Raw genomic sequence first — 24,605 nt, forward strand, 5'->3', positions numbered from 1 at the left:
CCGCCTGTCAGTTTTTGTTCTTTAATGCAGTTCTTTGTTTGTCATCGACACCTTCAGACTTTTCTTTTTGAAATAAAATTTTAATTGTTAAAAGTATTAATCTAAAATCAAGCCATATTGAATAATTTTCAATATACATAAGATCAAGTTTCAACTTATCGTAAGGAACTGTACTATAGTTTCCATATACCTGTGCATATCCCGTAAGTCCCGCTTTCATCTTGAGCCTAAAACGATACTCAGGTATTTCATTCTCATATTCACGATACATTACTTCTCTTTCAGGTCTTGGTCCCACCAGAGACATATCTCCTAACAATATATTAAATAACTGTGGTATCTCGTCAAAATGTAATCTTCTTATAACCTTTCCAACTGGTGTAATCCTATCATCATGTGCACTTGCAAGTCTGGCACCATTTTTCTCTGAGTCCACTACCATACTTCTAAATTTAAGGATTTTGAAAGGTTTTCCATCTGTCGTAAGTCTTTCCTGTTTATAAAAAACAGGACCGCCATCATATGATTTTATAAAAACAGCAATAATCAGCATAAGTGGAGATCCAAAAATAATCCCTATAATGGATGTAATTATATCTACCAGTCTTTTGGCTACAGTCTGACCAAATGTAAGACCACTGTTTCTAAAAAGCTGAAACTGAGTATCAAATAAATCAATTTTAGTAGATGCTGTTATCATAATATCTGATATCTTTGGTAAGCAATAGCATCTTTTTGAATGACTATAACAGTATTTTATGAAAAGATTCCTTTCATGAGAAGGAAGGTCTCCAATTAAAACTGACTCATATTTATCGACTTCCTTTAAAACATTCTTTATACCTATGTCGATGTTTATAGTTTCTTTAATATGATATTTGTCACTTCTTCGCCTTACTTTATCGATTATGTCACGAGGACTTATGGTTCCATAAATTAAAATCATCTCGTAAGGCGGGTATATAAGGGCATAAATTTTTTTAGATATAATAGCCCAAACCAATGCCACTATAAGTTCCGCAATAGTTAAAATAATTATCGGCTTAACATTGGTTAAAAATCTCCAGTTACCAATGAGGTCCATTTGAATATATGTTACCGCATTAGTGGAAAAAATCGCCAAAACCTGGGAATACATTATATCTAGAGTTTTTAAATATCCTACTTTTAATGCACTAAATACTTTAGCAAATGTGTAAGCAAGAACCCCATATATTGCAATTATTGCCCAATTTCCTTTTCTATAGTAATTAGTCTTTGTCAATATTCTGTAATCATGCTCCCAAAGATATGCAAACATGATTATTTCAATAGCTATTATAAGCATTGACAAAGCAAACATTATTAATCTTTTATACTGCTCTTTAGATAAATTCATATTAACACCACAAATTAACTCTTTTTAATAATAGCTCGTGCTTTATTTCTAAGTTTCCATGTTTTCGTATTCTTTATCGCATTTAATTCTGTACGAGTTTTTTCAAGCTCATTTGCAAGCCGTTTTATTTCATTAATTCCTGCGTCATAGGACTCCATTAAATCATAAACATTGATAATTTTATTTCCAATGATGTCACGCATTCTTCCTATATCGCTATAATCTTTAGATACATATGCCTGAAAATTTCTTTCCATCTTCTCATAAATGGCTATTTCATTTTTTTCCATATTACCCAATTCAAAAAGTTCGTCTAAAGTAAATAACTTAACAGACATTCTGTGGTAGAAAAAGTGAATACATCTGTATACCACAAAATCTACCGGAACAGAGAAATCATATGACCATTCATAATCTATAAGCGTCCAATTATCATCTTTATCTATGATAAAATTATCAATAACCATATCAATGTCAATTTTATCTGAAGAAGGATGAGTATCGGACAATTCAAAATCACCAAATATCTCTTTAAACTTTTCTGTTTTGTTAAAAGAAGGCACAGAATTAAATCTTATTAATTCAAAACATCTAAGTAAAATCTTTTTTATTCTATCATAGTCATGATTAACAAGGTAGCGCTCTATGATATTAGTCAGGGACTCCCCTTCGGCATACTCGAATGTAATGGTTTCCCCTTCCATTTTACATTTTTGAATGTTTAATTCACTGTCTTTATAACGCAACAGTAGACTTTCATAGTTTTTATTAATATTTTTTATATGAGCCTTTCCTTCTTCAAAGGACGCGCTCTTTCTGATAATTTTTTTGCCCTCATCTGTCAATTCAATTGAAGTTCTTAAGGCAAATTTCTCAGATCTGGAGTCAGAACATTTAACATATATTATTTTATTCATTGGCATCTGCTCCTTCCTTTATAATTATAAGGAATGAATTTGAATACAAAGGAAAAAGATTTTCCTCTATAATATTGTTAAAAACTTTTGTTTCATCAAAAAATACCATTCTTTGTCTATCGAAATTTCTCATATTATTTCTTAATTCTCCAGGCATTGGGAGTCTATAATCGGAATAAATTGTGTCAGCAAACTTGTAATCTGGATAAGGATAATAAAATTCATGAGACATAAAGCCTGCCTCTTCGATAATGCCGGTAATACCCTCCTTTGAAAAAGTTTTTACACCGTTTTTTCCTATATAGTTTTCAATTCCGACAAAATATCCGCCAAAATGATCTTCCTGACAGCCTGACCAATATTTTAATCCGAATTTATTTTCAATGGCAATAATAATCTTTCCATTTTTTTTCAAGTGTTTTTTTATTATTTTTAAGAACTGCAAATAAGGATCCTGGGTAGAAATATATGCTTCCCCATATTCAAATACACCTATAAGGGTGATAATATCATACTTTTGCGTAAGTGTTTTTTCTACTTTTTCAAAATTTCCAAGTTTAATCGTTATATTATCCCTGTCTTTGTTTCTATAGGCATTAATAAGACTTCTTTTTTCTGATAAATCTATACAGGTAACACTTCCTGCCTTATCTGCCAATGTAGATGTAATAGCACCACAACCAGATCCTATCTCCAAAACACTTTCTGATTTTTCAATAGGATACCAGTTAAGAATATTCGCTCTTAAAGGAGATAAATGGTACATAATAGCCCAATCTCCTTTTTCGAAAATTATTTTGTTGAACTCTTTTTCAGAATTATTTTTTACGATATCCAGTAAAGTATCTTCAATGTCACCATCTGAATACAAATCTTTTCCGGGATAACATTCATAATCTAATACTACTTTTCCAATTTCTTTCTTCATAGATTTTGCTGTATATTTAACAGCCTGCTCCTTTCAATTTAAACAGATAATCACAAACATTAATAAAACATTTGCTGCACACTTTTAAAAATAACCCACAAGCAAAATCCAATTTGCTATTTTACACATACTAGTTGTCAAAACACCTTCGCTTTTACAAAAGAGGAAGATTATCCAAGAGTTTAAACTATTGTTACTTCCGATTCCATATCATAAAATCCAACTGTATTCTGATTTGAAATTACTGTAATACCACAGGCATCATAAAGTCTGTGATACACGACAAAATCCTCTCCGATAAAACCGGTTACTCCAAAAGATAATAAATACTCTCCACCTTGAAGGTTCATGTGCTGTTTAAATGTAATCTTTTTAACTTCGCCCTCTTCACCTGATAATAATATTTTATTTTCAAACATATTATTGGTTCCGGTTATTTCATTACCTTTTAAATCCCTTATGGTAAATGCAAAAATAGGATTTTCGACTTTTTTATTGAAACGCACTTTTAATATAATTGAAAAATCAGAGCCTTTCATAATATTACTTCCAATAGTTCCAATATCATCTATTATACCAAAGTCTATAATTTCTGCATCCTTTTTTCCATATTCACTAATATCCGGATTTAATGATATTTGATCCATTAGTTTTATTGAGTCTTTTTCATCACCGGCTTGTTTATTAATTATTTTTTCTTTAGCTTCTGCCTCTCTTTGTCCAACCAGCACCTTCTTATAAAGATCCACCATATCCTTTGGTTCGCCTTCATCTAATTTAACACCCTTGTTTAAAAGTACCACCCTATCGCAATAACGGTTTATACTGCTTAAATCATGACTTACAAAAATAATGGTTTTTCCCATTTCTTTGAATTCATCAAATTTTTTATAGCATTTTGCCTGAAAAAATACATCTCCAACGGATAAAGCTTCATCTACTATAAGAATTTCAGGATCAATATTAATGGCAACTGCAAATGCAAGTCTTACAAACATACCACTGGAATAGGTCTTTACAGGCTGATTAACAAAATCACCTATATCGGCAAAATCCAGAATGGCATCCATTTTCTCGTCAATTTCCTCCTTGGAAAATCCTATCATGGTTCCATTTAAATATACATTTTCAATTCCTGTGTATTCCATATTAAATCCGGCACCCAGTTCTAATAAAGCTGAAATCCTTCCATCTATTTGAACCTGTCCCTGAGTTGGATTTAATACCCCGGTAATTATCTTTAATATGGTAGATTTACCGGAACCATTTGTACCGATTATACCAAGGGTTTCACCTTTTTTTACTTTAAAACTTATATCATTTAAAGCATAATGCTCTTTATAACATTTTTTTCTTGTAAGACCTAAAGAGTCTTTTAGCCTATCACTTGCTTTGTCATAGAGTTTATAAACTTTTGTAACATTTTCAACTCTGACTGCATATTCTTCCTTCACAAAGATTCCTCCAACTAATATTTCTTAATTATAATACATCTGCAAAATGAACTCTAAGCTTTTTAAATATTGTTGTACCAAGCCAAAATGCAATAATTACAAAAACCCAAAAAATAACTGATGTTTCGGTTTCCTGCCAAAACCAGACTCTATCATATAATGAATCTCTAAAGCCCTGAACAATATAAAAAACAGGATTTAATTTAAAAATAAATATTAAAATCTCATTATGTAGCATTGAAAACGGCCACATAATAGGAGTTGCCCAAATTCCAACCATAAGAGCTATATTTACTACTTGTGTAAGGTCTCTAAAAAATACAACTATCGCACTTGTTATATAACTTAATGCCAAAGTTAATATAAATAAGCAAAATGAGTAATATATTAGCTGAATTGTATATATAGAAGGCATTATTCCATTTGCGGCATAAAAAATTATACAAAACAAAACAAAAAAAACATGGACATAAAAAGCTGATAATACCTTAACTACAGGTAGTATATCTATATTAAAAACAACTTTTTTTACAAGATAATTGTATTGCAATAACGCAGCCGTACCACCGTTTACAGCATCCGAAAAGAAAAACCATGGTACTAGTCCCGATACAAGATAGCAAACAAATTTAACATGTATGCCCTGTTTTGCAAGAACTGAACCGGCAGACAAACCATGTTCCATTACAAACCAATACATTACAACCATTATAACCGGCTGTACAAAGGCCCATATTATACCAAGATATGAACCTGCATATTTTGTTTTAAAATCATTCCATGCCAATGTAAAAATAAGTTTTCTGCTTTCTATAATATTTTTTAACAATGACTGTTCTTTATTATCCGAACTCACAAATTTTACCTACTTTCTATATTTTTCAGTGAATTCCTCTAAACCACCCCACTTCTGATCTTTTTCAGATAAAGTAAGTTCAAAGTTTTCATCGAATGGCCATTCTATGCCTATTGAAGGATCATTGTATGCAATACCACCCTCATCATTTGGATGATAAAAGTCAGTACATTTATAAGCAAATTCTGCATAATCTGATAATACTACGAATCCATGAGCAAAATCTTTTGGAATAAAGAACTGCTTTTTATTTTCAGCTGAAAGTGTAACTCCAAACCATTTTCCATATGTTTTAGAGCCTTTTCTAAGATCTACAGCTACATCAAATACTTCACCATTTATTACTCTTACAAGCTTGTCTTGAGGAAAGTTAATCTGAAAATGAAGTCCCCTTAAAACGCCTTTTTTTGAAGCTGACTGATTATCCTGAACAAATACTTCAGCAATTCCGGCTTCTTTAAAGTCATTATAATTGTATGTCTCCATAAAATAACCTCTTTCATCACCAAAAACAGCCGGTTCAATTATTTTAAGTCCTTCAATATCACATGTTGTTACTTTTATCTTTCCCATTTTATTTTCTCCTTTAAATTATTATAAAACTGCCACAAAAGGGAGAATTATCTCCCTTGTTAATGTCCTTTATATATCTGTTTATCCGTTTAATTATTACAGTCCTTCTGAAATATCAATCAGATATTTTCCATAATCTGTCTTTAAAAGTGGTTGTGCAAGTTTTATAAGCTGTTCTTTAGAAATAAGTCCTTTTTTATAAGCAATTTCTTCAATACAGGAAATGTATAATCCCTGTCTTTTTTGAAAAGCTGCCACAAAATCAGAAGCATCAAGCAGAGCATCATGATTTCCGGTATCAAGCCATGCAAAACCACGACCTAAAGTTTCAACCATTAAATCTCCGCGTCTTAAATATTCATTGTTTACTGATGTTATTTCTATCTCGCCCCTTGCAGACGGTTCAACATTTGCGGCAATATCAACTACATCATTATCATAGAAATATAACCCAGGTACAGCATAATTAGATTTTGGTTTCTGTGGTTTTTCCTCTATTGAGATTGCTTTTCCATCTTTGTCAAACTCTACTACTCCATAAGCTCTAGGGTCTTTAACATAATATCCAAATATTGTAGCACCTTTTTCTCTTGATGCTGCTCTTTCAAGAATATTGGAAAAGTTTTGTCCGTAAAAAATATTATCTCCTAAAACAAGAGCAACTCTGTCATTTCCAATAAACTCTTTACCTACTATAAAAGCATCTGCAAGACCTCTTGGACTTTCCTGAATAGCATAAGAAATGCTCATTCCCAACTGACTTCCATCTCCAAACAATTCCTCAAATACTTCGATATCCCTTGGAGTGGAAATAATTAAAACTTCTCTGATATTAGCCAACATAAGGGTTGAGAAGGGATAATAAATCATCGGTTTGTCATAAACCGGCATAATCTGTTTTGAAATAGCCTTTGTTAGGGGATATAGTCTTGTTCCGGAACCCCCTGCTAAAATAATTCCTTTCATATTCATATGCTCCTTTCTTTTTTTACATTCTTCTTAAAGCAAAATCAGAACGCATCAGGCTTAAATTCCTGTTATAATACGGATCTCCGTTTTTTAATATATCTGACCATCTGTTTGCGAAAAATTCACATTCTGAATGAAATCTTTCTATCTTCTCCGGTGTGTCTTCAAGTCCTCTTGAAAGTGATTCATAGTGATATAAAAGTGCAGCTGGATTATATACAACCAAATAGCCTTTTTCTCTGACTTTTAAGCAATAATCCACATCATTCATAGCAACTCTTAATTCTTCCGTAAGACCTCCCACTTCTTTAAACACACTTCTCTTTGTCATAAGGCAGGCAGCAGTCACTGCACTGTAATTTTGTGCACTGGTCAATCTTGTAAAGTATCCAAATGAATTTTTATCAAATCCTATGAAGGTATGTCCGGCAATTCCACCAAATCCTATAACTACTCCTGCATGCTGTACAGTGTCGTTTGGATAAAGAAGCTTTGCACCTACTATTCCAACATCTTCTCTCATGCAATATCCAAGCATCTCACCAAGAGTGTCAGGATTAATTATCTCTGTGTCATTATTCAGCAATAAAAGATACTCTCCATTGGCTTTACTTTCACCAAAATTATTTATTTTAGAGTAATTAAAATCACCTTTATAGTAAACTACATGAACCTTATCATATTTTGCTTCTATTTCTTTATAATATTCAAAAGTTTCTTCTTGTGTTGAATTATTTTCTATTATAATAAATTCAAAATTCCTATATACAGACCTGTTTTCGATGGATTCGATACAGGTTTTAAGCTGGTCTATATGATCCTTATTAGGAATAAGAATAGAAATCAACGGTTCTTCTTCCCAATGATAAGTAGTTTTATAAGAACCAAGACTGGCTCCCATCTCAACTGTAGCCTGAAATCCCAACCTTTCTAAGTGTGCCTGAACTGCCCTTTTACCAGATTCAAAAGCATACATTTTACTTGCACCGTCATTGGCAGTGGAATTTTCACCAGCTCTCCAATGATATAAAATCTTTGGAATATGGTATACACCTTTGGTATTCTCCACACATCTAAGGACAAAATCATAGTCCTGTGCACCATTATACTCAGGATTTAAAAAGCCAACTTTTTCACGAAGTTCTCTTGTAACAACAACAAGATGACAAAAATAATTAATACTTCTTAAAAAATCTATACTAAAATCCGGTTTAAAATGAGGCTGAAAATATAATAATCCATTATCACTTATTTTGTCCTCATCTGAATAAATAAGTCCCACATCATCATATTTATTATAAATTTTCACACATTCAAACAAAGCATCTAAAGATAATACATCATCATGATCTGCAAAAGCAATAAGATCACCTTTAGCTGCTTTTAAAGCTACATTTGTATTTTCTGAAATATGAAGTTGCTTTTCATTTCTAATAACCTTTATCCTGTTATCTAAGGCTTGTGTTTTATCCAATAAACCTCTCATAGGAGAGTTTTCTCCACTTCCATCTGATAAAACAAGCTCCCAGTTTGTATATGACTGTCCTATAACGGAATTAACCAGAGCATTTAAATATTTTTCAGGTGTTTTATAAAGTGGTACCACTATACTTATCAGTGGCATCTTTGAAAATACTGTATTTTTCTGCTTTATCAAATCAGCATCCTTTGGCATAATATTCTCACGCCATTTCATATAGTCATCAGTATTATCATGCAACTTTAAAACCACTTTCTTCCAGGTAGCTTTAATTCCAAAATCTTTTATGCTTCTTAAGGTCTTTATACTATATTTAACAAGTTTTTTTGCTTTATTAACATATTTGTTCCCATGTTTTGTGTCCATGTCAAAAGCGCTTGAATATATACTTTTTTTATTTCCTGATTCAAACCTTATAAAAAATTTTTTATTTTTGTAGTTTTTAACTCTTAGATTAAAACCGCAATTACCCAGCCTTTCCTTACTTGATTCATAAAAATAATCTATCACATCCGGTTTTGCAAACCATTCAACTTCGTGTTCTATTAAGTTGTTTTTTGAATCGACTACACTAAAATCAACTTTCTCCGGGCAGGCAACCCATCCTTTAACTAAAACATCATTTTCTTCATTAGTAAAATCCTCGATAAAATAATTGATTTCTGTCTGCTGTTTTATTAAAGTGGACACATTCACTTCGTAAAATAAATTTTTATCATTTGATTTTTTGTTTACCAGGAATAAGGATAATTTTTTATATTTTTTTAAATCTGCCGGAAGTTTAATATCCATATAATCTTCTTCATAGATATTTTTATCCATAGCCATATACTTAGCTTTAACAGAAAAATCATCCTTTTTTTCAAATCCTACATCCAGTTTTAATGAGTCCAGTAATGCCAAAATAGTATAATCTTCTAAGTTTTCTGAATATTCTGTTTCAAACCATCCAACAATAATATATCTGGAAAAATCTTCTATGCTAATTCTTGCATTAATTACATTAAATATGTTTTCCTCTACTAGCATAATACCATCCTATCTGTTTTTGTACATTTCCTGATAATATTTCTGGTAATCGCCACTTGTTACATTTTTCATCCAGTCTTCATGCTCAAAATACCATTTTATAGTCATTCTGATACCTTCTTTAAACATGGTATCAGGTTCCCAGCCAACAGCAGCCTTGATTTTATCAGGTGCAATGGCATATCTTCTGTCATGACCTTTTCTGTCTGTTACATATGTAATAAGGTCTTTTGATACAAGTTTTTTTCTAGGATCATTATCATCCAATTCTTCCTGTAATACCTCAATAATAGTGTTTACAATTTCAATATTCTGCTTTTCATTATGTCCACCGATATTATAAGTTTCAAATAATTTCCCTTCTTCCATTACCATATCGATGGCTTTTGCATGGTCTCTAACATAAAGCCAGTCTCTGACATTCTTTCCGTCTCCGTATATTGGAAGTTTCTTTCCACTAAGAGCATTATTGATCATAAGTGGAATAAGCTTTTCAGGAAACTGATACGGACCATAGTTATTTGAGCAATTTGTAATATTTGCTGGGAATTTATAGGTATCCATATAAGATTTTACAATCATATCTGAAGAAGCTTTACTTGCTGAGTAAGGACTATGTGGATCATAAGGTGTAGTCTCATAAAAATACTCGCCTTCTTTTTCAAGTGAGCCATAAACCTCATCAGTTGAAACATGTAAAAATTTCTTTCCTTCTTTAAAAGATTCTCCCTCTTCCCATGATTCTTTAGCACAATTTAACATTACAAGTGTTCCTAAAACATTGGTTTTAACAAAAACTTCAGGATTTTTAATACTTCTATCAACATGACTTTCCGCTGCAAAATGAACAACTCTGTCAATATCATTCTCGCTGAATATTTTTCTGATAGCTTCCTTGTCACAAATATCCGCTTTTACAAATGTATAATTATCTCTATCTTCTACATCTTTAAGATTTTCAAGGTTTCCGGCATAAGTAAGTGCGTCAACATTAATAATCCTTATGTCATCTCCGTATTTTTCAAACATATAATGAATATAGTTTGAGCCGATAAATCCGGCTCCGCCTGTAACTAAGTATGTTCTCATAATAAAATGCCTCCATTTAATTTATATAAATATAATTGATTTTCATAAGTACTAAAACCTATTGTGAATTAACTAATTGATTATAGCATTGACAATTTATCTTTGCAACGACAAAGAGATAATTCTATTCTTTATTAAGTAAAAATTAAAAAAATCTTAAGCCTTATGATTAATCTAGTAGCAATAATTTATCCTTAGGCAAAGAAACATATTTTATGTCAAAGTTTTCCTTATCATTAAAGAAATCCATGTTTTTACCTATTTTATACCATATTTCACCCTGAGTTTTTTTATCAGAATTTTTCAAAACATAAGTCACCTCAAAAGGGGCGTCATCTATTCTATCTGTAAACACTTCAAGAGAATTTTCAGATTTTTCATATTCCAGACAAACATCATGTGCCCTTATTCCAACATGTGTGATGGAATCTTTTACTTTTTCCTGGGTTTTCAATTCAACATTCCAATCCAAGGCCTTTATTGAATAATCACCGGTTTTTACGGCTTTACTAATGTTTTTACACCCTGTAAGCCTTGCAGCTTCTAGCTTTTTAGGATTTATAAATAATGATTTTGTATCGCCAAAACTTATTATTTTCCCCTCATTCATTATTGCCAATTTGTCACAAAACCTGTAAATTTCATCTCTGCTGTGAGAAACCATTATAATGTCTCCATGAAATTCCTTTAAGTATTCCAATAATTCTAATTGAAGTTTGTCTTTCAAAAAGCTGTCTAATGCTGAAAAAGGTTCATCCAGCATAATAATATCCGGCGAAGAAGCCATGATTCTTGCTAGGGCACACCTTTGCTGTTGACCCCCGGAAAGCTCATAAGGATGTCTTTTTTCAAGGTCTTTTAGTCCAAATTTTTCAATATATCCATTAACAATGGACTTTTTTTCGGAATTACTTTTGTTTTTTAAGCCAATCCCTATATTTTCTTCCACAGTCATATTTGGAAACAATGCATAATTCTGAAAAAGGTAGCCCACTTTTCTTTCCTGGGGTTTTAAATCTATTTTTTTATCAAAATCATAAATTGTTCTTCCATTTAAAACTATTTTTCCGCTATCAGGTTTTTCTATTCCGGCTATCATTTTTAAAGTCATGCTTTTACCGCAACCACTTGCTCCTAATATACCAAGACATTTGCCATCATGGGACAATTCTATATCTATATTAAAGTTATTTAATTTTTTATTCAACTTAATATCTATTGACATAATTACCACCTTTTAACATTTTTCATTCCATGACCTGTAAGAACATTAATAGAAACCACAATAGCAAATGAAAGAATAATTATCACTATTACCCAAAAGGCTGCTATATCATAATTTCCCGCTGAAACTTCAGCTGCAATAGCCGTTGAAATTGTTCTTGTCTTTCCTAATATATTGCCTGCCAGCATTGTTGTTGCCCCGTATTCTCCTATTGCCCTGGCAAAGGTAAGGACAGTTCCCGAAGCTATACCGGGACCTGCAACCGGAACTATAATTTTCCAGAATATTTTTCTTTCAGACAAGCCCAAAGTTCTGCCGGCATAAATCAAATTTATATCAACCTGTTCAAAAGCCGCCCGGGTATTTCTGTACATTAAAGGAAAAGCAATAACTATTGCTGCCATAACGCAACCATACCAGGTTTGAACCACTTTAATTCCCAAATGATTTAACAAAAATATACCAAAAGGACGTCTTAAACTAAATATTAGAAGTAAAATAAAGCCGGCAACAGTAGGGGGCAAAACCAATGGCAAAGTCAAAATCCCATCTAATATCCATTTAACTTTCTTATTTGCCCTCATTACCAGGCCTGCTATTATTATACCTAAAATAAAGGAAATCGCAGTTGCAACTATGCCTGTTTTTAGCGAAATCAATAAAGGACTCCAGTCTATTTTTTCCAATCTTTTTCCTCCTCTTATCTTATATATCCTTAATAATTTAAACATAAAAATAGCGGCAAAAAATGCCGCTAAACATAATTTAATCGTTAGTATTAATCAATTTTAAAACCATAATTTTCAAATAAACTTAATGCATCTTCTGTCTGAAGATATTCAAACAAATCCTTTGCGGCCTCTATTTGTGCATCTGTAGCGGTTTTGCTATCAACGATTCCTACAGGATACACACAAGGAGTAGTATAATACTCTTTTGGACAAGTTGCAATAACTTCTACTGAGTCTTCAGCTGATTTTGCATCTGTAGCATAAACAACTCCAACTTCATTACTACCTTCTGCAACTGCGGATAATACAGCAGTAACATTTTGGCAACTATTAATTTCCATTTTATTTACAGTGTCCATATTTCCAATGTTGTTAAAAATCTCTCTTGCATATTGTCCAACTGGAACATCTTCATTGGCAAGTGCCATATTTTTAGCATCTGTAATATTGTCAAATCCTGTTACAGCAGTTTCTGTTCCTTTTGCTTTAATAAGTACGACTTCATTTTCTAAAAGATCTTTAATATTGTCTTTATTTACCAAGCCTTCATCTGCTAAAGCATTCATCTGTTTTGTGGCAGCTGAGAAAAATAATTGGCAATCTGCACCTTCTTCAATCTGTTTTTGAAGTGTTCCGGAACTGTCTGCATTAAATACAATATTTACGTTTGGATGTTCTTTTTCGTAGTCAGCTTTTATTTCTTCCATAACATTATTAAGGCTTGCTGCTATAAAAAAGTCAATCTCAACAGGTTCTTCTGTTTTGTTTTCTACTTTTTCGTCACTTACATCCTTTGTTTCATTCTGTTTTGTAGACTCTGTTTTTGTGTTGTTTCCACACCCAGCAAGTCCTGTCAAAGCAAAACAAATCAGTGCAAACATAAGTAAGAAGTTCGTAATTCTTGTCTTCATAATTAAATACCTCCACACACTTTAAAGTTTCTTTAATGTTTTAAATTGTTTATTATATTTTAAACATGATTTATCTTACAATACATTAGTTTTGTTGTCAAGATTCTATTTTAGTTTTTTATTAATTTAATAGCTTGATTTTCGTACAGTTTATTTAACCATTTATCATTTATTTTACTTATGTTTAATACATTTATATCGCTTTTATTTTATGTTAATATATAATAAAAATATAATAACCTACACTGATATCAAACAAATTGTATTCCTAATTGTTGTACACAACAAGATTGACACATACCAAATTATAAAATAGTTCTGTTATGTAGGAAATATAAAAACAATTGATAATATATTTGTCATAAAAAAAACTATAAAAAAACAAATAAATCGTGTATAATATGTATTGATTGTAATTGAATTAAAAAGACAAAACGGAGGTAACAATGGACAATCTATATACCCCACAGGAGATTGCTGATCTTCTAAAAATCAAAAAAAATACTGTCTACGAGTTGATTAAACGTGGCGAAATCAAAGCGACAAAAATTGGTAAGCAGTTTAGAATAAGTCAAGAAAATCTTAATGATTATCTTAAACAACCTGCTGACATCACTCCTGCACCTCAAAATGTCTCTCAGACATATTCAAAGGTTTACCATTCAGCACAATCATCCAGTTTTACCAATATTTCAGGTGATACAAGACATTCAACATCAGGTCTTTCTGATCTTGGCCTTATTTTATGCGGTCAGGATCAAATACTTGATTCACTTTCATCACATATTGAAGCTAGTCCATTAGGTGGTTTAACTTTCAGGTCTTATATGGGTAGCTACAATGCACTAAATGCCTTGTATTTAAGAAAGGTTCATGTTTCAACCGCCCATTTATGGGACGAAGCTACAAACAGCTATAACCTTCCTTTTATATCACATCTTGTACCTGGAACAAGATGTATCGTTATTCACCTTGTTAAAAGAGTGGAGGGATTTTACATTTTAAAAGGAAATCCTAAATTATTTTCAGGATTTGATGACCTGACAAGAGATGATATTACTTTTGTAAGCAGAGAAAGAGGAAGTGGTGCAAGGATTCTTGCAGATGCACATCTTTACAAAAGAAATATCAATCCCCTAAATATAAAAGGATATGGTCACGAAGTTATGAGTCATATTAACTCAGCGGCGGCAGTTTCATCAGGAATTGCTGACGTTGCCATAGGAATTGAAAATGTTTTACCACAATTTCCAAACCTTGATTTTATCCCTATTCAAGAGGAAAGTCTTGATTTGGTATTTCTTGAAGAAAGTCTTTCTCTTCCTTCCATTATGACGATGATTTCCATTATCAGATCTGATAATTTCAAAAAAGAGCTTTCAGTTATGAATGGATACAATGTTGAAGGTCTTGGAGAAGTACTTATGGGCGAAATTCCATTTTAAATAATAAGTATTTTTTCTATATAAAATAAAACAGATTATTATTTAATTTAAGTTTTTTGCTTTTATCAATAATAATCTGTTTTTTAATTTATTTAGTCACGCCAAACAGCTGAAGTGTGTTCGCTTTTTTTTCCCCTTAGCATAAGATCTTTAACAGCATCTTTTGCAGGTTTATCATCAAATAATATTTTCTCAACTTCTGATACTATCGGCATTGCAATTCCATATTTTTCTGATAGTTTTACAGCGGCTTTTGTACAATAAACACCTTCAACTATCATTTTTACTTCTTCCATGGCTTCTTTTGCCGTGTAGCCTTTTCCGATAAGTATTCCGGCTCTTCTGTTTCTAGAATGCATACTTGCACAGGTTACTATTAAGTCTCCTATTCCTGACAAACCATAAAATGTCTCCGGAGCTCCTCCCATTTTTACTCCCAATCTGGAAATTTCAGCAATTCCCCTGGTAATAAGTGCGGCTTTTGAGTTATCTCCATATCCCAGACCATCAGCCATTCCCGCAGCCAATGCTATTACATTTTTCAATGATGCACCTATTTCTATTCCAAGAATATCCGGATTTGTATATACTCTGAACACTTCATTCATAAATATATTCTGAATATATTCTGCAGTTTTCTTTGTTTTAGCACCTGCCACACATGAAGTCGGTATTCTTCTTCCTACTTCTTCTGCATGACTTGGTCCGGATAAAACTGCTACATCTGCATTTTTTATCTCATCTTCTATTACTTCACTAAGGGTCATAAGCGTACTTTCTTCTATACCCTTTGCAACATTTACTATTATCTGTCCATCTTTTACATATTGAGCCATTTGATGAGCCGTAGACCTTGTAAATTTAGATGGAACAGCCAATACTACAAGTTCTTTCTCTTTTAATGCTTCTTCAAGGTTCTTAGTAGCCTTTACATTTTCAGGAATTTTTACCCCCGGAAGCTTCTCCGGATTTTCCCTGTCATTATTAATCATGTCTACTTCATATTCCAACGCGGACCACATGGTAACATCATGTCCATTATCCGCCAGTAATATTGCTAAAGCCTCACCCCAGCTTCCTGCTCCTATAACTGAAACTTCTGCCATAAATTATTCCCCCTGACTGTGTTTACTTAAATTCAATTTATTTTCTGTACCATTCAGTAATTTTTTAATGTTTCCTCTATGCTTAAATATAATAATCAACATTAATATTACAGTTATGGCAATTATTTCATATAAATATTCATTACTTACATCTAAATAACCGTTAAATCCGGCAATCGTAACAACTATTGTTAAAAGAATAGTTGCTGTCAGCGATGCTAAAGAAACATATTTCGTAGTTAGTGATATAATTATAAATGTCAACATCATTAACAATGTAATTTTGGTATCTATTATAATCATAAGACCAGCTGTTGAAGCCACTCCTTTTCCACCTTTAAAGTGAAGATAAAAAGGAAAGACATGACCTAAAACAGCACCTAATCCAGCATACATCTCCAAAACTCTTACATATGAATATCCAAGATTTTTAAATATTAATGAAACCAGTAATGCTGCCAATATTGCTTTTGCAAAATCTCCTAAAAAGGTAAGCAAACCAGCCTTAACACCAAATGTTCGCAGTGCATTAGTGGTACCTGCGTTTCCACTACCGTGTTCTCTAATATCTGTATTATGAATCTTTCCATAAATATATGATGTTTGGAACAATCCCAGTACATAACCTATTCCGAGGCATATTAACCTTTCCATCGCTACTTTTCAGTCCTTTCCCTGATTATAAATTTCAAAGGAGTTCCTTCGAATCCAAAAGCCTCTCTGATTTTATTTTCAAGATATCTTACATAAGAAAAATGCATTAGCTTTTTACTGTTTACAAATATTACAAATGTCGGAGGTTTAACTGCTACCTGAGTTACATAGTATATCTTTAATCTTTTTCCTTTATCTGAAGGCGGTTGTACCATAGCGGTGGCTTCTGTAACAATTTCGTTTAAAACACCGGTCTGAATTCGTAATGTAGAATTTTCAATGACTGCATCAATCATATCAAACAATTTATAAACCCTTTGACCTGAAACTGCGGAAATAAATATAATCGGTGCATAAGGCATAAAAGATAATATATTTTTAACATCATTTGTAAATTTTTTTACACTATTGTTATCTTTTTCTACTAAATCCCATTTATTAACAGCTATTATTGCTGCTTTTCCCTTTTCATGGGAAATACCTGCAATTTTAGCATCCTGCTCGGTGATACCCATGGAAGCATCTACCATAATAATTACCACATCTGCTTTATCTACAGCACTTACGGCACGTATGATACTATATCTTTCTAAATCTTCTTTTATTTTACTTTTTCTTCTAAGTCCTGCAGTATCGATGAAAAGATATTTTTTCTTGTTATATTTAATCTCTGTGTCAATTGCATCTCTGGTTGTACCGGCAATATCTGATACTATGGTTCTTTTTTCTCCTGCTAATTTATTTACAAGAGATGATTTTCCAGCATTTGGTTTACCTATTACGGCAACTTTAGGTCTGTCATCATCCTCATCTAAAACAGAATAATCAGGAAAATGCTCAACAACTTTATCAAGCATATCTCCAATTCCAAGCTTACCGGCTGCTGAAATCGGAAGGGGATCACCTATTCCAAGATTATAAAATTCATAAACATCCGGCATGTATTTATCAAAATCATCTACTTTATTTACCACTAAAACAACAGGTTTCTTTGAACGCCTTAACATATCGGCAACCTTTGAATCAGAATCCACAAGACCATCTCTTACATTTACCATAAAAATGATGACATCTGCTGTGTCAATGGCAATCTGAGCCTGTTCTCTCATTTGTGAAAGTATAATATCTTTGCTGTCCGGCTCGATACCTCCTGTATCTATAAGTATAAAATCGTGGTTAAGCCACTCTACATCTGCATAAATCCTATCCCTTGTAACACCGGGAGTATCTTTAACTATAGAGATTCGCTCGCCTGCCAGCTTGTTAAAAAGCAAGGATTTTCCTACATTAGGTCTTCCTACGATAGCCACAACCGGTCTGCTCATTATCTCTTCCTCCATTTCTGTTATCTTTAATACATCATATATCTGTTATCTGATTTTCGTTTTTTATGTTTGAAAAATTTTACTAAAATACGGTAAAAGCATCAAGTAATGCCTGCCCGCTTGATTTTACAATATAAGGCTTTACTTGTAAAGCGTTTTGTATATCATCAATTGTTACATCATCAAGGAAAATATCCTCGTCACTTTTTAACATGGTATCCGGTATTAATAACCTTTCTCCCAGTTTTAAATCCTTTATCTGATTTATAATATCTTTGCCTGTTATAAGCCCTGCTACGGTGATTTTTTCACCAAAAAAATCATTTTTTATACAATATGGATTTACTTTTATATTGGGATATTTTTCATTTAACATAGCAATAAGTTCTTTAATAAACGGGAAATATAAAACTCCTGTTACAAGAGATATCTCATGACTGTCATCTGATGCCTTTCTGTTTTTTAATGCTTCAGTAAATTCTTCATAGAGAAGTCTGGCCATTCCCACTCCGTTTTCCAACTGAATATAACCATCATAGCTTTCTTCCTTTGGGAACTCTTTATCTGCTAAAATATACCATTCGTCCGATGCATGGATAAAATGGGTATTAAATTTATCCATATAGTATTTCTGCCATTTAGCCACTGTTTCTATTAATTTTACAGCATCTGACTTGTTAAAAGATTCCAGTTTATAAAGTTTATCTCTATACTTTGTAAGTCCAACAGGAACTATGGAAACACTTCTTAGATATGGCATATATTGTCCCAAATCTTCAATGGTTTTTTCAAGTTCTTCTCCATCATTTACTCCTTTACACAAAACAATCTGCCCATTCATTTCAATGCCTGCTTCATAAAACTTTTTCACTTTTGCCAATGCTTTTCCTGCTTTTTTATTGTTTAACATTTTACATCTTAATTCTTCATTTGTAGTATGAAAAGAAATGTTTATAGGTGCAAGATTATAGGCAATAATTCTATCTATATCCTTATCTGACATATTGGTCAATGTGACATAATTTCCCTGTAAAAAAGATAATCTTGAATCATCATCTTTAAAATAAAGGGTTTCTCTCATCCCTTCAGGCATCTGATCTATAAAACAAAATATACATTTATTGGAACATGACTTATAATCATCCATTAGTCCGTTTTCAAATATGATTCCTAAATCTTCATCATATTCTTTTTCTATATCAAGTTCCCATTCTTCTCCGTTTTTCTTCTTTATTAAAACAGTGATAGTATCATTTGTAATCTGATATTGGTAATCGAATATATCTTCAATCTCTTTACCGTTTATACTTAATAGAATATCCCCTGCTTCAATCTCCATTTCTTCTGCAATGGAACCTGCCACTACTCCATCTATATGATGAACTGCTTTCTTATTCATGCTTCCTCCGTTTAAATCTATAAATTAAATCTTCCTTCGTAAAAATAAATAAAAATTTTAAATTAATCTAAAAATTATGCCAATGAAATAAATGCTCCAAGATTTCCCCTTTTTCCCCCTGTTGCCCTGTGAGAAAAAAGAATATCTTTATTTTGACAAGTGCAAATATCCGTTATTTCTATATTTTCTTCTAATAATCCTGACTCTAAAAGATTGTATTTATTAGCCAGCCATAAGTCCAGTAAATATTTTCCGTTTTCTTTTTTTTCAAACAATTTATTCAGTATTTTTTCTGAATAAACTTTCGAAAACTCATCATATAAATCATGGCTTACTTCATAACATTCTTTACAAATAGACGGACCAATACCGGCTATTATATTATCTTTGTTACAGTAAAATTCCTTTTCCATTATTTCTACAGCCTTTTTTCCAATTTTTTTCACCGTACCACGCCATCCGGAATGAATGATCCCTATACAATTTTTCTCCGGGTCAAATAAAAAAACAGGAACACAATCTGCAAAAAATCCTGCAAGTAATATTCCCTTTTGATTACATATAAGACCGTCAACATCGTCATAATCAAGCTCTTTTGTTACGCCTTTTCCTTTATCACCGACAGTAACAATTCTTATGTTATCTGTGTGTGTCTGTTTTGAGCAGACAATGTCTCCTTCATGCATTCCAAAAGTATCAGCCACTCTTTTGAAATTTTCATAAACACTTTCTTTTTTATCTCCCCTTGTAAAGCTTAAATTAAGGGTAGAAAATTCATTTTCACTAACTCCGCCCAGTCTTGTAGTGAATCCATGTTTAACTCTACCCGTATTTTCTAAATTATTAAATTTTAACAAGGGAACCTTTCCGGATTCATCCAGAATCATTCCTTTTTTATTATAAATATCATTTCTTATTAACTTCATTTTATTTTCCTTTTATTCATGGGTTTATCAGATAACAAAATCAAAAGCATTTTCAATATGTTTAATTTTACCTTCTGTATAAATCGCAACTACATCAAATCTACAGGGAGTAGTATCATCTATCCCTTTTTTTATATAATAAAACATTGCTGTTTTAGAAATCTGTTTTTGCTTTTTATAATTAACTGCCTCTAATGGGTCTCCATATTTTTTGTTATTTCTGAATTTACATTCAACAAAAACATAAGTCTCACCGGATTTTGCCACAAGGTCAATTTCTCCGCTTTTTCCCATTCGGAAATTTCTGTCTAATATCAAATATCCCTTGGATTCAAGATATGCAGCCGCTTTTATTTCATTTTCAGACCCCACCTTACGCGTATTAATATCGATTTCCTCCTATTCTTTAGAATCAAGTTTTGACTTTAAGGTTTCCATATCCTCAACAAATACCAATACCTGGGCAACAGCCTTGTATAGTTCAGGCGGAATCATTTCGCCTATTTCCAGGGCAGAAAGAGTCGCCGCAAGCTTTTCATCTTTGTAGGTAGGCACATTCTCCTTGTCTGCTTCTTCTATTATCTTTTCGGCAATATGCCCCTTTCCAGATGCCACCACAACCGGTGCCGCATCGTCTTTTCCATATCTTAAGGCAACTGCCATTTTATTTAATGTCCTGTTTTCCATTTATATCCACATCCCATCAGGCTAATACATCGAAAGAATATCTCTTATAATCATTCTCTCCGGAATTTCCCATTATTTCTTTGGCAAGATTTGGATGCTCATCTAAATCTTTAAAACTTATATCACATGAATATCCGGCATTTCTAAGACCTTTTTCAAGTTTTTCGATATTTTTCTTAAACAAATTAAGAGAAATTTCGTCTTCAATTGAAAAAATAGTATCCAATTTGTTTTTGTATAATTTTAAACTACAATCAACTACTCCCAGTTTTTCCATGCTAAGATGTAAAAACGCCGAAACAGTCCCGTTTTCATTTTCAATGGATTTTTTATTTGAATATACATACAAATCTCCATGGGCACTTTTATTTGACATCTTAAGAGGAATTTGAATGTAGCTTAACATATAATTTACGTTATTTAAAAATTCCACATTGTTTTGAACTGATTTTGCAGCCAATACAAGACTGTCACTTGTATTTTGGAATTTAGAAGCCATTTGTGAAATTTCCTGCATATCACGTTTCAATATTTCAAAAATTTCTTTAACATTTTCCTTAATTGCTGTTTCTCTTGGTTCTAATGTCCATTTATTAAACAATCCCTTTTGTACAATTTTATTAAAGGATTTATCATTTAATAAAAGATCCTTAAAAATTTCACCTTTTAAATCTGTGCTTTCCTTATTCAAAGTAAGTTTTATCGCCTTTAATAAGGAGTGGTCATCTATTCCTTCTTTACTAAGTAAGTTCTTTATTGTCTCACTATCAACACCGGCCAGTTTCATTTTAGCAGACAAATCCGCCTTTTCAGAGTTGTTTAAAATATTATTAACATTTTCTTCTTTAGTACTTTTAGTAACAATTTCAATTATGGAACTTACATTTTCCTTAGAAGATTTTAAATACTCTGTAGAATTATTATTTATCAGCTCTTTAATACTATTTTCAGCATTATTATCAAGTTTAATATTTAAATTATTTGCTTCCAGGTCTTTTTTTATTGAATTTAATACCTTTTCTGTTAGTTGACTGTTTTCAATCATTTTGTTTTGATTGTTGATTATGTCGGTATTATCTTTTTTTATTCCCTGGGTTTGGACATTTGTTTCTTCATCAAATCCAACTGTATTCTCAATGTCCGGTAAGTCTGTTGAAGTCTGTAAAGCTTCTTTACCTGTTTTTACATCTTTTACCTGACTTGAAATTGTATTTTCATCATCTGTACTTTGCACTTCCTCAGGAATTAATGGCCTAAATTCCGGAACCTCTTCATTGTTTTCTCCACCTATAACAGGATTTGAGACCGGTTTTGAGGTATCAACGCCGGTTTTAGTTTCGTTTAATTCTTGCGGATTTGCTTTTGGAAGTTCCTGAAAAGCTTTTGTATTTTCCTGTAAAACATCCTCGTTAGAGCCTGTTAAAGTTTTTTCTTCACTAAAAACAGTTCTATTGGTAAAAAGTTCTTTAACATTTTGAATGGTTCTATCAATATCTTTTGATAGAAATGCCTCATTATTTTTGTAATTTTGGAATTGATTTATATTGTCTTTTGTAATAGGAATATTGTTCTTTTTTAAAGCAACTATGGTTCCGGTATCTGTGTCCGGATTTTGTAAAAGCAACTTACGCATTTCCATAAGTCCCTGTTTATTCACCGGCATATTTTCATCCATCATTACTTTTATCATATTTAAATTTTCTGCCGTAGCCGGCAATGCTGCGGCAGTTAAGGCCTTATTTATTGCAGGATTATTAGCAAGATCCATAACAACCGGCTTTATTGCAATCTGTTCTCCATCATTTGATTTAACAAGAAAAGACACATTTTGCCCTTTACTAAAAGAAACATCACTGTCCAAAAGCCTGGCTGTCAACACTTGACCATTTTCCAAACTTAAAAAAACTTTGTTGTTTTCCATGCCTTTTACTACTGCTTCAAATATATTTCCAGGTTTAAAACCCTCACTGGCGATATTATCTGTTGCTGAAGTCCCCACTACAGTTCCTTTAGGGGTTGTAGTTATATTCCCGGAACTTGTATCATTCATAGAAGTATTTATACCATTTCCAGATATTAACAAAAAATCACCTTCTTACATAGCAAAGCAAACATTATCAAATCCGCTTTTTCAGATTTATTATGAACAAAGCACCACTTTGAGCCCATTATACATTTAAATAATTGAATCAATAAAACTTTCCCTGTGAATCGCAGTTTTTCCAAGTTTTTTTAAGGCTTCAATATGTTCTTTTGTTCCATATCCCTTATTGGATGCAAATCCGTAACCCGGATATTTTTTATCATATTCTATCATTAATCTGTCTCTTGTGACCTTTGCAACAATACTGGCACAGGCTATAGAGATACTTTTAGCATCACCTTTTATGATAGGTACCTGCTTTATATCAACTTCCGGAATAGTAACTGCGTCGTTTAACAATAAATCCGGTTTAATCTTGAGATTTGATATTGCTTGACGCATAGCCTCGTAAGTAGCCTGTAAAATATTTATTTCATCTATTGTTTTATTATCAACAAGTCCTATTCCAATAGCCAATGCCTTACTGCATATTTCATCATAAAGTTTATCTCTCATTTTTTCTGAGAGTTTTTTTGAATCGTTTACATATAGTATATCGGTATTTTTAGGTAAAATTACTGCACAGGCGCATACCGGTCCGGCAAAAGGGCCTCTGCCAACCTCATCTATACCACATATATATTCATACTCCGAATATTTATTTTCGTAAATCTTCATTTCCTCTATTCGAAGTAATTCTTTTCGATAATTTTCTATTCTTTTTTCTGCGGTGTTTATTATTTTTAATACACCTTTTCTATTATCATTATTATACTTTTCTATTAATGAAGGCAGCATCGCCATCTCTGCTGCCTCAAATTCTTTTTTTATATTTCCTATAGTTTCCATATCCAACACTTTATTTTTTTAGTACTCCAAATGAGCCTATCGGCCAGATTCTCATCCATGCCCTGCCTATTATGTTTTCTCTTTTTATATTACCAACTTCAGGATAACGACTGTCTTTACTGTCATTACGATTATCACCCATTACAAAATACTCGTCGTCCCCTAATTCAATAGGATTTGCTGCAACTCCGTAATTGTAATCAGCTATTTCTTCTTTTCCGTAATTTTCTTCAAGAACTTCTCCGTCAATAAGGATATCTCCACCCTTGATTTGAACAGTTTCTCCAGGAAGACCTATTATCCTTTTAATATAATATGTCTCTCCCCCCGGCTGATACGGAAATACTATAATATCAAACCTTTCAGGGTCTCTGAAACGATATGAAATCTTATCAACAATAAGATTATCACCATTTTGTAGAGTATTCTCCATAGATTCTCCGTTAACTAAAGTCCTTTGACCAACATAATGAAGTAAGAGATATGTAATTGCCAAGGCAACAACCAGATATAAAACAAGACTTAAAAATTCTTTTAATGACTCACTTTTTTTGTTGCTGTTTTCAATGTTTTCATTATTCTCCATTCACT

The 24,605-nt window shown here is 32.2% G+C and carries 23 protein-coding genes; 1 reads left to right on the forward strand and 22 read right to left on the reverse strand.

Translation table 11 applies throughout. The annotated features are described in order from the left end of the window. Window positions 1–7: 7 nt before the first annotated feature. The 12 genes from BM153_RS01625 to modA all read right to left on the reverse strand — a co-directional run bounded on the left by BM153_RS01625 (window position 8) and on the right by modA (window position 13,540). The gene (locus BM153_RS01625) at window positions 8–1,378 is read right to left on the reverse strand and encodes a sugar transferase (protein WP_092870089.1); all 1,371 of its coding nucleotides are present in this window, start codon (window positions 1,376–1,378) and stop codon (window positions 8–10) included. A 14-nt stretch (window positions 1,379–1,392) separates the two neighbouring features. Continuing rightward, entirely contained in the window at window positions 1,393–2,295 is a 903-nt protein-coding gene (locus BM153_RS01630; RefSeq protein ID WP_092870091.1) for a hypothetical protein, read from the reverse strand. Next, on the reverse strand, window positions 2,288–3,223 hold the full coding sequence (locus tag BM153_RS01635) for a methyltransferase domain-containing protein (protein WP_092870093.1): 936 nt from the start codon (window positions 3,221–3,223) through the stop codon (window positions 2,288–2,290). Before BM153_RS01635 ends, BM153_RS01630 begins: the two co-directional genes overlap by 8 nt. A 182-nt stretch (window positions 3,224–3,405) precedes the next feature. Beyond that, the gene (locus BM153_RS01640; RefSeq protein WP_092870095.1) at window positions 3,406–4,677 is read right to left on the reverse strand and encodes an ABC transporter ATP-binding protein; all 1,272 of its coding nucleotides are present in this window, start codon (window positions 4,675–4,677) and stop codon (window positions 3,406–3,408) included. A 28-nt stretch (window positions 4,678–4,705) separates the two neighbouring features. Continuing rightward, the gene (locus BM153_RS01645) at window positions 4,706–5,533 is read right to left on the reverse strand and encodes an ABC transporter permease (RefSeq protein ID WP_092870097.1); all 828 of its coding nucleotides are present in this window, start codon (window positions 5,531–5,533) and stop codon (window positions 4,706–4,708) included. Window positions 5,534–5,542: 9 nt separating this feature from the next. Continuing rightward, window positions 5,543–6,106 (reverse strand): dTDP-4-dehydrorhamnose 3,5-epimerase, encoded by a 564-nt coding sequence (gene rfbC / locus BM153_RS01650; protein WP_092870099.1) that lies wholly within the window; start codon window positions 6,104–6,106, stop codon window positions 5,543–5,545. A 96-nt stretch (window positions 6,107–6,202) separates the two neighbouring features. After that, window positions 6,203–7,072, reverse strand: coding sequence for a glucose-1-phosphate thymidylyltransferase RfbA (gene rfbA, locus BM153_RS01655; protein ID WP_092870101.1), 870 nt, complete (start codon window positions 7,070–7,072; stop codon window positions 6,203–6,205). A 22-nt stretch (window positions 7,073–7,094) separates the two neighbouring features. Then, window positions 7,095–9,584 carry a glycosyltransferase family 2 protein gene (locus BM153_RS01660; protein ID WP_242949050.1) on the reverse strand — a complete coding sequence of 830 codons (2,490 nt, stop codon included), beginning with the start codon at window positions 9,582–9,584 and terminating at the stop codon, window positions 7,095–7,097. Between the two features lie 9 nt (window positions 9,585–9,593). Beyond that, entirely contained in the window at window positions 9,594–10,673 is a 1,080-nt protein-coding gene (gene rfbB / locus BM153_RS01665; RefSeq protein ID WP_092870103.1) for a dTDP-glucose 4,6-dehydratase, read from the reverse strand. A 169-nt stretch (window positions 10,674–10,842) separates the two neighbouring features. Continuing rightward, window positions 10,843–11,898 carry a sulfate/molybdate ABC transporter ATP-binding protein gene (locus tag BM153_RS01670; RefSeq protein ID WP_092870105.1) on the reverse strand — a complete coding sequence of 352 codons (1,056 nt, stop codon included), beginning with the start codon at window positions 11,896–11,898 and terminating at the stop codon, window positions 10,843–10,845. Between the two features lie 2 nt (window positions 11,899–11,900). After that, window positions 11,901–12,629 (reverse strand): molybdate ABC transporter permease subunit, encoded by a 729-nt coding sequence (modB, locus tag BM153_RS01675; RefSeq protein WP_092870107.1) that lies wholly within the window; start codon window positions 12,627–12,629, stop codon window positions 11,901–11,903. 47 nt (window positions 12,630–12,676) lie between these two features. Further along, window positions 12,677–13,540: a molybdate ABC transporter substrate-binding protein gene (modA, locus tag BM153_RS01680; protein WP_092870109.1), complete on the reverse strand. Its 864-nt coding sequence runs from the start codon at window positions 13,538–13,540 to the stop codon at window positions 12,677–12,679. A 446-nt stretch (window positions 13,541–13,986) separates the two neighbouring features. Between modA and BM153_RS01685 the strand changes: the two genes are divergently transcribed. Then, entirely contained in the window at window positions 13,987–14,985 is a 999-nt protein-coding gene (locus tag BM153_RS01685) for a substrate-binding domain-containing protein (RefSeq protein WP_092870111.1), read from the forward strand. Window positions 14,986–15,077: 92 nt separating this feature from the next. On the opposite strand, the gene BM153_RS01690 is transcribed toward BM153_RS01685, so the two are convergent. The 10 genes from BM153_RS01690 to lepB form a co-directional block, all read right to left on the reverse strand. Beyond that, on the reverse strand, window positions 15,078–16,091 hold the full coding sequence (locus BM153_RS01690) for an NAD(P)H-dependent glycerol-3-phosphate dehydrogenase (RefSeq protein ID WP_092870113.1): 1,014 nt from the start codon (window positions 16,089–16,091) through the stop codon (window positions 15,078–15,080). A 3-nt stretch (window positions 16,092–16,094) separates the two neighbouring features. Next, window positions 16,095–16,745 (reverse strand): glycerol-3-phosphate 1-O-acyltransferase PlsY, encoded by a 651-nt coding sequence (gene plsY, locus BM153_RS01695; protein ID WP_092870115.1) that lies wholly within the window; start codon window positions 16,743–16,745, stop codon window positions 16,095–16,097. Window positions 16,746–16,747: 2 nt separating this feature from the next. Continuing rightward, complete coding sequence (gene der / locus BM153_RS01700) at window positions 16,748–18,070, reverse strand: ribosome biogenesis GTPase Der (protein WP_092870117.1); 1,323 nt, start codon at window positions 18,068–18,070, stop codon at window positions 16,748–16,750. Between the two features lie 82 nt (window positions 18,071–18,152). Then, entirely contained in the window at window positions 18,153–19,469 is a 1,317-nt protein-coding gene (locus BM153_RS01705; protein WP_092870119.1) for a DUF512 domain-containing protein, read from the reverse strand. Between the two features lie 74 nt (window positions 19,470–19,543). After that, window positions 19,544–20,395, reverse strand: a complete 852-nt coding sequence (gene pgeF, locus BM153_RS01710) for a peptidoglycan editing factor PgeF (RefSeq protein ID WP_092870121.1) — start codon at window positions 20,393–20,395, stop codon at window positions 19,544–19,546. 27 nt (window positions 20,396–20,422) lie between these two features. Then, a complete protein-coding gene (locus BM153_RS01715) occupies window positions 20,423–20,767 on the reverse strand; it encodes a YraN family protein (RefSeq protein ID WP_242949051.1) in 345 nt (114 codons plus the stop codon). Window positions 20,768–20,794: 27 nt separating this feature from the next. Further along, window positions 20,795–21,082, reverse strand: coding sequence for an EscU/YscU/HrcU family type III secretion system export apparatus switch protein (locus BM153_RS01720; protein WP_092870125.1), 288 nt, complete (start codon window positions 21,080–21,082; stop codon window positions 20,795–20,797). Window positions 21,083–21,098: 16 nt separating this feature from the next. After that, window positions 21,099–23,165 (reverse strand): hypothetical protein, encoded by a 2,067-nt coding sequence (locus BM153_RS01725; RefSeq protein ID WP_092870127.1) that lies wholly within the window; start codon window positions 23,163–23,165, stop codon window positions 21,099–21,101. A gap of 93 nt (window positions 23,166–23,258) precedes the next feature. Next, on the reverse strand, window positions 23,259–24,014 hold the full coding sequence (locus BM153_RS01730; protein ID WP_092870361.1) for a ribonuclease HII: 756 nt from the start codon (window positions 24,012–24,014) through the stop codon (window positions 23,259–23,261). 10 nt (window positions 24,015–24,024) lie between these two features. Beyond that, complete coding sequence (gene lepB, locus BM153_RS01735; protein ID WP_092870129.1) at window positions 24,025–24,600, reverse strand: signal peptidase I; 576 nt, start codon at window positions 24,598–24,600, stop codon at window positions 24,025–24,027. Between the last annotated feature and the right edge of the window lie 5 nt (window positions 24,601–24,605).

It is taken from the genome of Acetitomaculum ruminis DSM 5522 (genome assembly GCF_900112085.1).
In the GTDB taxonomy this organism is placed as follows: domain Bacteria; phylum Bacillota; class Clostridia; order Lachnospirales; family Lachnospiraceae; genus Acetitomaculum; species Acetitomaculum ruminis.

Bases quoted from the DNA above. Each gene is read 5' to 3' on its own strand.
- BM153_RS01720 (WP_092870125.1), bottom strand. From the start codon at position 21,082: ATGGAAAACAGGACATTAAATAAAATGGCAGTTGCCTTAAGATATGGA.
- BM153_RS01670 (WP_092870105.1), bottom strand. From the start codon at position 11,898: ATGTCAATAGATATTAAGTTGAATAAAAAATTAAATAACTTTAATATA.
- plsY (WP_092870115.1), bottom strand. From the start codon at position 16,745: ATGGAAAGGTTAATATGCCTCGGAATAGGTTATGTACTGGGATTGTTC.
- rfbB (WP_092870103.1), bottom strand. From the start codon at position 10,673: ATGAGAACATACTTAGTTACAGGCGGAGCCGGATTTATCGGCTCAAAC.
- BM153_RS01730 (WP_092870361.1), bottom strand. From the start codon at position 24,014: ATGGAAACTATAGGAAATATAAAAAAAGAATTTGAGGCAGCAGAGATG.
- BM153_RS01705 (WP_092870119.1), bottom strand. From the start codon at position 19,469: ATGAATAAGAAAGCAGTTCATCATATAGATGGAGTAGTGGCAGGTTCC.
- BM153_RS01625 (WP_092870089.1), bottom strand. From the start codon at position 1,378: ATGAATTTATCTAAAGAGCAGTATAAAAGATTAATAATGTTTGCTTTG.
- BM153_RS01685 (WP_092870111.1), top strand. From the start codon at position 13,987: ATGGACAATCTATATACCCCACAGGAGATTGCTGATCTTCTAAAAATC.
- rfbA (WP_092870101.1), bottom strand. From the start codon at position 7,072: ATGAAAGGAATTATTTTAGCAGGGGGTTCCGGAACAAGACTATATCCC.
- modA (WP_092870109.1), bottom strand. From the start codon at position 13,540: ATGAAGACAAGAATTACGAACTTCTTACTTATGTTTGCACTGATTTGT.
- der (WP_092870117.1), bottom strand. From the start codon at position 18,070: ATGAGCAGACCGGTTGTGGCTATCGTAGGAAGACCTAATGTAGGAAAA.
- rfbC (WP_092870099.1), bottom strand. From the start codon at position 6,106: ATGGGAAAGATAAAAGTAACAACATGTGATATTGAAGGACTTAAAATA.
- BM153_RS01690 (WP_092870113.1), bottom strand. From the start codon at position 16,091: ATGGCAGAAGTTTCAGTTATAGGAGCAGGAAGCTGGGGTGAGGCTTTA.
- BM153_RS01630 (WP_092870091.1), bottom strand. From the start codon at position 2,295: ATGAATAAAATAATATATGTTAAATGTTCTGACTCCAGATCTGAGAAA.
- lepB (WP_092870129.1), bottom strand. From the start codon at position 24,600: ATGGAGAATAATGAAAACATTGAAAACAGCAACAAAAAAAGTGAGTCA.
- pgeF (WP_092870121.1), bottom strand. From the start codon at position 20,395: ATGAAGTTAATAAGAAATGATATTTATAATAAAAAAGGAATGATTCTG.
- modB (WP_092870107.1), bottom strand. From the start codon at position 12,629: ATGTTTAAATTATTAAGGATATATAAGATAAGAGGAGGAAAAAGATTG.
- BM153_RS01660 (WP_242949050.1), bottom strand. From the start codon at position 9,584: ATGCTAGTAGAGGAAAACATATTTAATGTAATTAATGCAAGAATTAGC.
- BM153_RS01635 (WP_092870093.1), bottom strand. From the start codon at position 3,223: ATGAAGAAAGAAATTGGAAAAGTAGTATTAGATTATGAATGTTATCCC.